At 70.5% G+C, this 10,837-nt stretch carries 10 protein-coding genes and 1 pseudogene; 4 read left to right on the top strand and 7 right to left on the bottom strand.

What is annotated here, in order from left to right:
- Positions 1 to 95: 95 nt before the first annotated feature.
- Positions 96 to 315: pseudogene (locus tag ACWCWD_RS36925) on the top strand (IS5/IS1182 family transposase); the annotation flags it as partial.
- Positions 316 to 335: 20 nt separating this feature from the next.
- Here ACWCWD_RS36925 and ACWCWD_RS36920 read toward each other — a convergent pair.
- Positions 336 to 698 (bottom strand): aconitase family protein, encoded by a 363-nt coding sequence (locus tag ACWCWD_RS36920; protein ID WP_450780014.1) that lies wholly within the window; start codon positions 696 to 698, stop codon positions 336 to 338.
- Positions 699 to 979: 281 nt separating this feature from the next.
- Here ACWCWD_RS36920 and ACWCWD_RS36915 point away from each other — a divergent pair, with 281 nt between their 5' ends.
- The gene (locus ACWCWD_RS36915) at positions 980 to 1,297 is read left to right on the top strand and encodes a hypothetical protein (protein ID WP_450780012.1); all 318 of its coding nucleotides are present in this window, start codon (positions 980 to 982) and stop codon (positions 1,295 to 1,297) included.
- 46 nt (positions 1,298 to 1,343) lie between these two features.
- Positions 1,344 to 2,564: an MFS transporter gene (locus ACWCWD_RS36910; RefSeq protein WP_450780010.1), complete on the top strand. Its 1,221-nt coding sequence runs from the start codon at positions 1,344 to 1,346 to the stop codon at positions 2,562 to 2,564.
- A 616-nt stretch (positions 2,565 to 3,180) separates the two neighbouring features.
- Here the strand turns inward: ACWCWD_RS36910 and ACWCWD_RS36905 are convergent.
- The 4 genes from ACWCWD_RS36905 to ACWCWD_RS36890 form a co-directional block, all read right to left on the bottom strand.
- A complete protein-coding gene (locus ACWCWD_RS36905) occupies positions 3,181 to 5,088 on the bottom strand; it encodes a rhamnogalacturonan lyase (RefSeq protein ID WP_450780008.1) in 1,908 nt (635 codons plus the stop codon).
- A 227-nt stretch (positions 5,089 to 5,315) separates the two neighbouring features.
- Positions 5,316 to 5,660 (bottom strand): YkvA family protein, encoded by a 345-nt coding sequence (locus ACWCWD_RS36900; protein ID WP_450780006.1) that lies wholly within the window; start codon positions 5,658 to 5,660, stop codon positions 5,316 to 5,318.
- An 85-nt stretch (positions 5,661 to 5,745) separates the two neighbouring features.
- Positions 5,746 to 6,000, bottom strand: a complete 255-nt coding sequence (locus tag ACWCWD_RS36895; protein WP_266713001.1) for a WhiB family transcriptional regulator — start codon at positions 5,998 to 6,000, stop codon at positions 5,746 to 5,748.
- A gap of 77 nt (positions 6,001 to 6,077) precedes the next feature.
- Positions 6,078 to 7,184, bottom strand: a complete 1,107-nt coding sequence (locus tag ACWCWD_RS36890; protein ID WP_450780004.1) for a PP2C family protein-serine/threonine phosphatase — start codon at positions 7,182 to 7,184, stop codon at positions 6,078 to 6,080.
- Between the two features lie 342 nt (positions 7,185 to 7,526).
- Between ACWCWD_RS36890 and ACWCWD_RS36885 the strand changes: the two genes are divergently transcribed.
- Positions 7,527 to 9,278, top strand: a complete 1,752-nt coding sequence (locus tag ACWCWD_RS36885; RefSeq protein ID WP_450780003.1) for an LCP family glycopolymer transferase — start codon at positions 7,527 to 7,529, stop codon at positions 9,276 to 9,278.
- A 111-nt stretch (positions 9,279 to 9,389) separates the two neighbouring features.
- Here the strand turns inward: ACWCWD_RS36885 and ACWCWD_RS36880 are convergent, their stop codons facing one another.
- Together ACWCWD_RS36880 and ACWCWD_RS36875 are read right to left on the bottom strand one after the other, a co-directional pair.
- A complete protein-coding gene (locus ACWCWD_RS36880; RefSeq protein ID WP_450780001.1) occupies positions 9,390 to 10,457 on the bottom strand; it encodes an MBL fold metallo-hydrolase in 1,068 nt (355 codons plus the stop codon).
- A gap of 122 nt (positions 10,458 to 10,579) precedes the next feature.
- A partial coding sequence (locus ACWCWD_RS36875; RefSeq protein WP_450773823.1) for a phosphoenolpyruvate carboxylase occupies positions 10,580 to 10,837 on the bottom strand: 258 nt, incomplete at its 5' end.

Below are 10,837 nucleotides of genomic sequence, written 5' to 3'. Positions count from 1 at the left end.
CCCGGTGAACGTTTCAACCCACAACGCCTCAGCCCGCAACACCCCACCCATACAGGAGAAATACCCGCAGCGCAGGCTTCTGCAACACGCTTTAGCGGCGGCTCCAGGACTGGAACGAGGCCGGCGTCCGGCAGCGCCTGCACGAAGTGCTGCCGGCCGAGCTGAACGCGGCCGCCCGCCTCGACTGCTCGCGGGCCGTCGTCGACTCCAGCCACGTGCGGGCCGTAAAAGGGGGATCACACCGGACCGAGTCCGGTCGACCGTGCCCGATCCGGATCGAAACACCACCTGATCACGGACGGACACGGCACCCCGCGAGTCACCACACACCAGTGTCATGCCGGGGTGGACCAGGCCGAACTGGGCACCGACGACGAACACGATGCCTGGTCGGGGTCACCCAGGAAGTGGACGCGTAGGCCGAACTCCTTACAGTTGGCCCGCAGAGTCTCCGACTGCTTGCGCGCAACCGGATCTTCGATCTGCGTGAGGCTCGTGGTACGGACGTTGTGGTCCTCGGTGGCGATGGTGAGATCCGGACGGCGCACGGGGCGGCCTGCCTCACGCAGGCCACCCAACACCTGCGGGCTGGTCACCTCGTGAAGCATGTGCAGATCGATGTGGAGGAGGTCCGGCTCCCCCGGCGCACGCCGCACCACACGCGTATCCCACAGCTTCTCGGCGAGTATCCGTCCCATGGTCGTCCGCCCCATCATATTCGTATCACCATTCGAGACATTGCGTCTCAACTGGCAAACACCACGGTCCACTCGACCGAGCCACCAACACCCACCCCTGTCTCATACTGCGGGACGGTTGTCTCATCTCGCAGACTTAGCGCCTCTGACCTGCATACATTCGAGACTCAAATAGACGATCTTCAAGTTGCGACCACTCCGAGAAAGGAGAGGCCCATGCGCAACACGACGAGCTTTCTGGGATCTGCCTGGGCTACTTCGCCGTCATCCTCGACGGCAGCGTGCCCAATGCGGCGATCCCCGATCTACGTAAGAACCTGTGCGCCTCCAGGGCCCAGGCCCAACAGAACACGCTCCGCCAGAGCGGTGGGCTCATCTCCGTGGCCCTCTTCGGCTCGATCCTCAACACCTCCGACTTCACCGGGCGCATGGAGACGGCTCCCTCCGTCACAACAGTGGCCGCACTCATCGGCACCGGGATCGCCGCCGTCAGTGGTGAGCGGGCTGCCAGACAGGGCACCCCGGACGCCGGAGGAGATTCCTTGACGACCGCGTCGCCGGCCGCCACCAACACCACGTCGCCACAGGGCCGTTCCTGATGCCCGCGGTCGACGCCACAGACGAGAACAGAGAAAGGACCCCGCCATGCGGCGCTGGCTGATTCTTGCGCTGGGTACCGGAGCACAGACCGTCGCCTGTGTCTTTGTCTACGGACTGCCCTACATGTCCGACGAGTTGCGTCGCGACGAATCCCTGAGTCTGAGTCAGGTCGGCCTCGTCGTCGCCTGCCCCACCGCCGGCCTGGTCCTTGCCCTGGTCGCCTGGGGCGCGCTGGCCGACCGCATCGGCGAGCGCATCGTCATCACAGCAGGCCTGACGGCGACCTCGGCGCTCCTCGCCCTTGGCACTCAGGTATCGGGCCTGGTACCGCTGGGTCTCCTCTTCGCCCTGTCCGGGGCCGCCGGCGCGTCGGTGTACGCGGCCAGCGGCCGCCTGGTGATGGGCTGGTTCTCCGCCAAGGAGCGTGGCTTGGCGATGGGGATCCGCCAGACGTCGACGCCGTTGGGCATGGGCATCGCGGCGCTGTGCATCCCGGGACTCTCGGAGTCCTTCGGGGTGCGGGGCCCGGCGGTCTTCTGCGCCGCACTGTGCGCGCTGTTCGCCCTCCTGGTGGGTGCACTGACAGTCAACCCTCCGAAAGAACAGTCGGGTTCGCAAACCAAGCCCGAGGAGCGGCCCGGCAATCCCTACCGCAACCCTTCCCTGTGGCGCCTCCACGGAACGAGTGCCCTGCTGTGTGTCCCGCAGTTCACGGCGAGCGCCTTCGCTCTGGTCTTCCTGGTCGACGTGCGCGGTTACAGTGCCGTCGCGGCCGGTCAGCTCCTCGCTTTCGCCCAGGTACTCGGTGCCCTCTCCCGCGTAGTGGCGGGCCGCTGGTCCGACCGTGTCGCCAGCCGCGTACGCCCCATGCGTCAACTGACTTACAGCACAGCCGCGGTGCTCTGCCTGACCGCATTGGGCGCGGAGTGGCCCACACCGGCCTCGGACGTTCTGCTGGTCATCGCGTGCGGGATCACGGCAAGCACCAACGGCCTGGCCTTCACGGCGGTCGCGGAACTCGCGGGCCGCTCCTGGTCCGGCCGCGCCATGGGGATCCAGAACACCGGCCAGAACGTGACGGCTTCCCTGACCCCGCCCTTGATCGGCGCCTTGATCGGCGTCGCGGGCTACGCCGCGGGCTTCGGACTGGCGGCGGTCATCGCGGGCGCAGCGGCGCTGGCCGTGCCAGTACCGAAGCGCGGACGGTCGGCCGAGCAGGCATCGGGCGACTCCGGACAGGTGGAGCCCGCCAAGTCGTCGGCCTGAAGCGGCATATGAGTCGAACGCGCCGATGCCCGTGTGATGCCCTTGGAGGGATCACACGGGCATCACTCGTGCGTGCAGGCGGCGGGACCGCGGTGTGTCAGAGGTCCGACAGGCCCAGGGGGTCGGCCGACGAGGGCTGACAACGTGTGGGATCAAGTTCGATGATCTCGTGCTTGACGGGTCCGGCCGCGCGGTAGGGGTCTTCACTCATGATGGTGTCGAGCTCCTGCCGGGACACGCCCTGAGAGCTGCCCGTAGCCGGGACCACTTCCGTCGCCCAGCCGCGGAGCGTTTCCGATCCTGCCGCTGCACGGTCGTCAGGTGGGCCACCGGTCACGTATGCACCGATGCGCAGAGAGCGGCCCGACTGACGGCCGGACGCCACGATGGTCTTGGGGGACGCAGGCGTGCTCGTACCGCCGCCACCGCGGCCCTGTTCATCGCTGTCGCGCCGGCCCGCTGTTCCCGAGTTCGCCGGCACGATCAAGCAGGGAACGCGGGGCTTCACCGACACCTCGGCCAAGCCCGAGGTCGCCCATCGCTCACGAAAGTGGCGGCTACGAGTGGTTCACTCGTAGCCGCCGATTTCGTGGGCGTCAGAACACTGTTTTCGCGGTTACGGCGTAGTGATGGCCGGCCGCGGGGCCGTCGGCATCCCGTTGCCGATGGCGAAGCTCGGGTGCGGCGGCTGGTTGTAGGCGGTGTTCTGCCACGCGAGCGCGGTGCGGTACTGGGTGTCGTGGAGCAGCGTGGTGATCCGGGTCGTGGTCTCGTACGGCGTGGAGTAGATGCGCAGGGCGGTGTTGTTCGTCGTCGGCCAGACGACCTCCTCGCGCCAGTCTCCGAAGAGGTCTCCGGAGATCGCGGGGGTGGCCTTCGTACCGTTGTTGGCGTGTACGGAGTCGCCGGTGAGCAGCCGGGTGTCGGACGAGGTGCCGTACTTGTCGATGTGGGTGGAGTCGAGCAGTTCGCGAGTGGTGTCGCCGTCCCACCAGGTCAGGAAGTTGGTGCTGGACGGCTTGCGGGTGGCGACCACGGCGCCGGTGGGGCTGCGTACGCCGTCGGCGGCCGAGGACCAGGATTCGGCGCCGGGGCTGCCGGACCAGATGTCGCCCGAGACGCCTCGCCCGTTGTCGCCCGAGGCCGGGGTCGACCACAGGATCTGTCCGGTGCGTGCGTCGGCCATCCAGGACGACGGTTTGGAGGCGTCCTCGTCCACCTTGAACTCTTCCAGGCCGGCCCGGGAGGGGTCGAGGTCGCCGACGTGCTGGGCGTCGCCGTGGCCGTTCTTGGTGGTCCACAGGGAGGCCCCGTTGTCGTCCACGGCCATGGAGCCGTACACGATCTCGTCCTTGCCGTCCGCGTCGACGTCGGCCACGGAGAGCTGGTGGTTGCCCTGGCCGTCGTAGCCCCGGCCGGTGTTGGTGGAGCTGTTGGTGTCGAAGGTCCACCGCCGGGTGAAGGCGCCGCCCCGCCAGTCCCAGGCGGCGATGACGGTACGCGTGTAGTAGCCGCGCGCCATGATCAGGGAGGGCCGGGAGCCGTCGAGGTAGGCGGTTCCGGCGAGGAAGCGGTCGACCCGGTTGCCGTACGAGTCGCCCCAGGAGGAGACGGTTCCTCGCGCGGGTACGTAGTCGACGGAGCCCATGGCCGCGCCGGTGCGGCCGTTGAACATCGTCAGGTACTCGGGGCCGGTGAGGACGTAGCCCGAGGAGTTGCGGTAGTCGGCGGAGGCGCTGCCGATGGTGGTGCCCTTGCCGTCGACGGTGCCGTCCGAGGTCTTCATGGCGACCTCGGCCTCGCCGTCGCCGTCGTAGTCGTACACCTGGAACTGCGTGTAGTGCGCGCCGGAGCGGATGTTGCGGCCGAGGTCGACGCGCCAGAGCCGGGTTCCGTCGAGTTTGATGCCGTCGACGATGGTGTTGCCGGTGTAGCCGGACTGCGAGTTGTCCTTGGCGTTGGTGGGCTGCCACTTGAGGACGAAGTCGAGGGCTCCGTCGCCGTCCAGGTCGCCCACGGAGGCGTCGTTGGCCTCGTAGGTGTAGGCGACGCCGTCCGGAGTGGTGCCGCCGGCGGGCGGGGTGATGGGCACGTCCTTGTATCCGGTGCGGAACTGGATGGCGTGGACGGAGTCGGCCTGTTCGACGCCGCCGACCACGGCGCGGACGGTGTAGTCCGCGGTGGCGGGTGCGCCGGCGTGGAAGTAGTTGGTCGAGCCGGTGATGGGCGAGGCGTTGACCTTGGTGCCGGCCCGGTAGACGTTGAACGCGACGGCGTCGGGGTCCGTGCCGAGCCACCGCCAGCTGATCAGGTTGCCGCTGTCGGTGTGCACGCTGACGACGCCCCGGTCCAGTGCCTCGGCCTGCCGCAGGGTCGCGGCGTGCGAGGTCTGGCCCGCGGCGACGAGGCCGGCGGCGGCGAGCAGACCGGCGGTCAGCGAGCTGATCAGCGCGCGGGTCCGGGCGGTCCTGCGGCGCCTGCCTCGAGGGTGGGGGGAACGGGCTGAAGCGGATGTGGGGTTCACGGTTCGCACTTTCGGCCGGGGGCGGGTGACGGGTTGCGTACGTCAGTCGCCCCCGGCCGCACAAAGGTTGCCGCCTCCGGCGCCGGATCCCGCACCGCATCAGGATCCGGTTCCCCCGCGCCGTCTTCGGCGCAGTATTCGACTGCCGCCGGCCGGTGGCCGCCCCCCGCAGGCCGCCCCGCGCACCCTCGGCCCGCACCGCCTCCCCGAGCCGCCTCCCGTACCGCTCAGCCGCCGTCGGGCGTCGCCCTCGGCAGCGTCTTCTCGGGGCTCCGCCGTCCGGCACGGCTCCCCCGTACCCCGACGCCGGCCGCGCTCGCGGCCGAGTGCAGGGAGCGGAGGGCGACGAGGAGGAAGCCGATGTCGTCGAGGTAGACGGGGTCGGGGATGAGGTCGACCGGTGAGATCGTGTAGATCACCGCGGCCCAGAACAGGGCTTTGGACCGGAGCGGAATCCCCGCGTCGGTGAGGAGTTTGCGGGCACGTACGACGCGTACCAGCAGGACGGCGGCGACACCCATGGTGAGCAGCGCGGCGACGGCGCCGATGACGAGCCAAGCGGTGAGGTCCATGGCTCATCGTGTACCCGCCCGGGGGCCGCGCACGGCATCCGGACGGTAACAGCCGGGTCCTCGGACCGTCCCCTCGGTCGGCTCCTCAGCCGCGCTGCCCGGCCTTGCGGCGGTCGCGGCGCTTGAGCGCACGCCGTTCGTCCTCCGCGAGGCCGCCCCACACCCCCGCGTCCTGGTTGTTGTCGAGAGCCCACCGCAGACACTGCTCCCGTACGGGGCAGGTGCGGCAGACCGCCTTGGCGTCCTCGGTCTGGACGAGTGCGGGCCCGGTGCTCCCGATCGGGAAGAAGAGGTCCGGGTCCTCCTCGCGGCAGGCCGCTCGTGTGCGCCAGTTCTCCATGGTTCCCACTTCCGGTGGCCGGTTGCGTGTTTTCGTCTCCGGTTCTCGGGTGACCGACAGCCGGGGACCGAAACCGGCTACCACCGAAAAGTTGCCTCCGGGGGCCGGTGCAGGGCGAGCAGGGCCTGGTCGTCCTGCGGCCGGTCGCCGGTGTGGCGGCGGACGTCGCGGATCAGTGCGTCGAGGATCTGTCCCGGGGCGACGGGGTCGCCCAGGGCGATGCGGCGCCGGGCCAGGACGGGCAGCCGCTGGGCGGCGTCGTAGAAGGTCCCCGTGCTGTCCCGCGACTCGCTGACGCCGTCGGTGTAGAGGACCAGGGTGGCGCCGGGCGGGAAGGCGAAGGTGTCGATGGGCGCGGTCCAGTCCCGCAGCGCGCCGATGCCCAGCGGGGGTGCTTCCTCGGAGGGTTCGAGCAGGGTGGCGGTGCCCTCCACGTCGAGCAGCACCGGCGGCGGGTGTCCCCGGTTGACGATGCGTACGGACGACAGGTCGGCGGCGAATTCGGCGAACAGGCCCGTGGTGAACCCCTCGGCCCGTTCCAGTCCGCCGCGTCGGTCGCCCTCCCGGGTGAGGGCCCGTTCCATGGCGCGGGCCAGGGCGGCGAGATCCTCGGCCTCGTCGGCGGCGTACCGGAAGGCGCCGAGGTCGGAGCAGACGGCGCTCACCGCGCCGAGGCCCTTGCCCCGGACGTCTCCGATCAGGGCGCGGACGCCGTGCGCGGTGTGCTGGACGACGTAGAGGTCGCCTCCGATGAGCGCCTCGTCCTCGGCGGGGACGTAGCGAGCCGCGACCCTCAGGGAGCCGATCCGTTCGGGAGGATCGGGGAGGACGGCCCGCTGGGCGACGGCCGCCACCTGTCTGGCGCGCAGGGTGTGCGCGTACTGCCGCTCCAGCCTCCGGTTGATGAAGAGGGCCAGCACGGTCACGGCCACCAGGGTGAGCTGGTTGGCCACCCCCCGGCGCCAGCCGAAGGTGCCGTCGACGCGGGCGAGGACCGCGTGCACGGCCATCGCCACGAGCCCGGTCAGGATGATGCCCCGGGGCCGCAGGAGCGGTCCCGCGAAGACGGGTGCGGCGATGAGCAACGGCGCCGAGGTCACCTCGTGCGGGGTGAGCAGGTCGACGACGACCGCCAGCACGATGACGCCGGCGGGGATCCACAGCACACTCCTCGACTGCACCACTCCCCCACGCTGCATGCCCCGCCGTCGGTCCGCATCCCGGCGGGACGCGATCGGGCGGTGCCGTGCGGGCCGGGGCCTTCGTTTGAATTGGGTGCTCTGAGTAGGGCAATGGCCAAGGCGACGAGAGCTCATCGGACGTTTTCACATGAATTGCCCTGATACGGGGGCGTCAAGAGTTTCCCCATCTTGGCCCAGCGCCGATCCAGGCGGATAGGGTGAGCGATCCGGTGCACCGGCCACGGGGGCAATCCCGAAGTCATGTGTCTGGTGACACCTTGTACGAGACCCGAGCGTCTTCAGGGGGAAGGCGCCGCGTGGCCCCGACGGAGGATTCGGACAACCGTGGACGCGCAAGGCCGTGGGCGGGCGGACGACATCGACCCCGCAGACCAGTGGGTGCTCAACCCGAGCACCGGCGAATACGAACTGCGATTGACCCCTTCCGCACCGCAACCGGGCAGAACGGGTGTTCCGAGCCCGCGGGGGCCGGTCCGGGGTGAGGGCGGCGGCTCCGGCCGGACACAGGCCGGGCCGGAGCGGGACGCCCGGGCCCCGGGCCGTACGGAGTCGCCCGCCGGTCTTCCGGCGCCCCGCAGGCGCCGGGGAGCTCCCGACGAGCCGCCCGGGCGCCGGGGGGCGCGGAACAAGCGGAAGCCGAGGACCAAGCGCGTTCTGCTCTGGACCGGCGGCACGATGGCGTTCGTCCTGGTGGCCGCCTCCGCCGCCGGGTACGCCTACCTCAAGCACCTGGAGGGCAACGTCACGACCACGGACGTGGGCGACGCCGGGGCCGCGGGCTTCAGCAAGGACAAGGCCTTCAACATACTGATCATCGGCACCGACAAGCGGACCGGCGCCGGCAACGAGGGCTACGGCGACAGCGGCAGCGTCGGCCACGCCGACACCAACATCCTGCTGCACGTCTCCGAGGACCGGACGAACGCGACGGCGCTGAGCATCCCGCGCGACCTCATCGTCGACGTGCCCGACTGCCCGACGAAGCAGAAGGACGGCACCGAGAAGATCGTGCCGGGGACGCAGCACGTCCGCTTCAACACCAGTCTCGGCCAGGACGGCCGAGACCCGGGCTGCACCATGCGTACGGTCAAGGAGACCACCGGCATCACGGTGGACCACTTCATGATGGCCGACTTCAACGCGGTGAAGACGCTGACGACCGCGGTCGAAGGGGTCGACGTGTGCCTCGCCAAGGACGTCGACGACCCCGACTCGCACCTGAAGCTCGGCAAGGGGACGCACACCATCCAGGGCGAGCAGGCGCTGGCCTTCCTCCGCACCCGGCACAGCTTCGGCAACAAGGGCGACCTCGACCGTATCGGGGTGCAGCAGCAGTTCCTCGGCTCACTGATGCGGAAGATGTCCTCCAGCGACACGCTCACCAGCCCCACCAAGCTGGTGAAGCTCGCGGAGGCCACCACCGAGGCACTGACCGTGGACACCGGCATCGGCAAGCCCAGCACGCTCAAGGACATGGCGCTGGAGCTGAAGAAGGTCCCGACGAAGAACATCGCCTTCACCACCGTGCCGGTGCTCGACAACCCGGAGGAGCACCCCCCGGTGACGGTGATCCTCAACGAGGCGGCCGCGCCTCCGGTCTTCCAGGCCATCGCCGACGACGTCTCCCTCACCGAGGTGAAGCAGAAGAAGAAGCAGGAGGCGGCCTCGGTCGCCGCCCGCCTCAAGGGCACCCAGTCCGCCGCCGGCGACGTGCGGGTGCGGGTCCTCAACGGCGGCGCCGAGGGCGGCTCCGCCGGGAAGACCGTGGAGTGGCTGCAGAACGAAGTGGGCGTGACCAAGTCCGAGAACGGGGCCAACGCCCCGGAGAAGCTCGCGAAGACGACACTGGAGTACGCCCCCGACCAGGCGGACCAGGCCCGCAAGCTCGCCGCGCTGATGGGCCTGTCCGGATCGGCGATGAAGCCGGGCGAGAGCGTCGACAACGCGCAGGGGCTGCCCGCCATGACCCTCACCCTCGGCAAGGACTTCAAGGGTGCGGGGGTCTCCCTCACCGCTCCCGCGAAGCCGCCGGAGGTGGCCAAGTCCACGGCCGACCAGACGAAGTGCGCGCAGTAGCCGGCTGACGAAACGGTCCGGCCGAAAAGCCGGGCCGGGTTCCGCCGCTCCGTGTGCGGCGGAACCCGGCCCGTTCCCGGACGGCCCGCGCCGACGGGTCGCCCGGGACGGTCAGGGCAGGCGGATCGGGGCGGGCAGCAGGGCCCGTGCGGGCACCGGCCGCCACTGGTGGCTCCCGTCGCCGGCCGTGGCGACCCTGCCGAAGGCCTGGTCGCCGAAGTGGAACGCGAACCCGTACGTGCGCGGCGTACCGAGCAGCCCCAGCAGGGTCGAACGGGCCTTCAGGACGCCGCCGACGTCCGTGTCCGGCCCGGACGGCCACTCGGGGTGGGCGATCTGGGCCGGCGTGTGGAAGGCGTCGCCGAACACCAGGACGCGCCGGCCGCCGCCGGCCGAGATGACGTACGTCGTGTGCCCCGGGCTGTGGCCGGGGGTGATCACCGCGGTGACGCCGGGCCACACCTCGGCACCGTCGTCGAACCGCCGCAGCACACGGGCCATGGGCACCATGAATCCCTCCCAGGACGGCGCCCCGACCTCCACCTCACCGTTCCAGAAGGGCTCCCACTCGGCGTCCGCCACGAGGTAGTCGGCGCGGGGGAACGCCTTGCGCATCCGCCCGTCGCGCCCCTGGACGAAGCCGAGACCGGTGTGGTCCGTGTGCAGGTGGGTGAAGGCCACGGTGTCGATGGACTCCGGTGCCACCCGCAGCGCCCGGAGCGTCCGCAGGAGCGCTCCGCCCCGGGAGACACCGAGCGAGGGCGCCAGCACGTTGCTGCCCAGTCCGACGTCGATCAGCAGCCGGCGGCCGCCCCGCTCCACGAGGACGCCGCCGGCCGAGGCGGCGATCCGTCCTGAGGGGGCGAGTGCCTCCGGGTTCTCCTTCCAGTACGAGGCGGGGACCGCGGGAAGGAAGCCCACGGGGTCCAGTTCCATCGCCGCGTCGACGACGTAGGTGAGGCGGACGTCTCCCACCGTGAGGGTGCGTACGGCCGACTGGTCCCCGAGGCGGCCGGTACGGGTCGGGGCGTCGCCGGTGCGGGGCCGGGCGTCCGCGGCGGATGCCGACCCCGGCAGGGCGCCCGCGAGCGGGACGGAGAGTGCGGCGCCGGAGACGAGCGCGGTGCGCAGCACTCGGCGGCGGGAAGGGCGGGAGGAGACGGATATGCGGTCTGTCATGGCCGCACCCGATGCCCCACCCGATGCCCCCGTCCGGACAAGGGCCGGACGGGGGCATCGGGTGGGGCATCGGGTGCGGGCATGGGGTGCGGGCATGGAGCGGGGGTGGGGCGGGAGCAGTGTCAGCCGGTGTTGCGGAGGCCCGCGGCCACACCGTTGACGGTGAGGAGGAGGGCGCGGGCGAGGAGCGGGTCGGCTTCCTCACCGGCCGCCGCCGCGTCGCGCTGGCGCTTGAGCAGGGCGACCTGGAGGTAGGAGATCGGGTCCAGGTAGGCGTCACGGATCGCGAAGGTCTGCTGGAGGACCGGGCTGGTACCGAGGAGCTCGGTGTTGCCGGTGATCCGCAGGACCTCCTGGACGGTGAGCGCGTGCTCGGCCTC

It is taken from the genome of Streptomyces sp. NPDC001493, assembly GCF_053597235.1.
The sequence above is the reverse complement of the archived record's forward strand: the minus strand, read 5'-3'. Positions and strand labels throughout refer to the sequence as shown.

What these genes read in the sequence shown, in the direction of transcription:
- ACWCWD_RS36910 (WP_450780010.1), top strand. Translation starts at nt 1,344, where the DNA reads ATGCGGCGCTGGCTGATTCTTGCGCTGGGTACCGGAGCACAGACCGTC.
- ACWCWD_RS36880 (WP_450780001.1), bottom strand. Translation starts at nt 10,457, where the DNA reads ATGACAGACCGCATATCCGTCTCCTCCCGCCCTTCCCGCCGCCGAGTG.
- ACWCWD_RS36895 (WP_266713001.1), bottom strand. Translation starts at nt 6,000, where the DNA reads ATGGAGAACTGGCGCACACGAGCGGCCTGCCGCGAGGAGGACCCGGAC.
- ACWCWD_RS36900 (WP_450780006.1), bottom strand. Translation starts at nt 5,660, where the DNA reads ATGGACCTCACCGCTTGGCTCGTCATCGGCGCCGTCGCCGCGCTGCTC.
- ACWCWD_RS36920 (WP_450780014.1), bottom strand. Translation starts at nt 698, where the DNA reads ATGGGACGGATACTCGCCGAGAAGCTGTGGGATACGCGTGTGGTGCGG.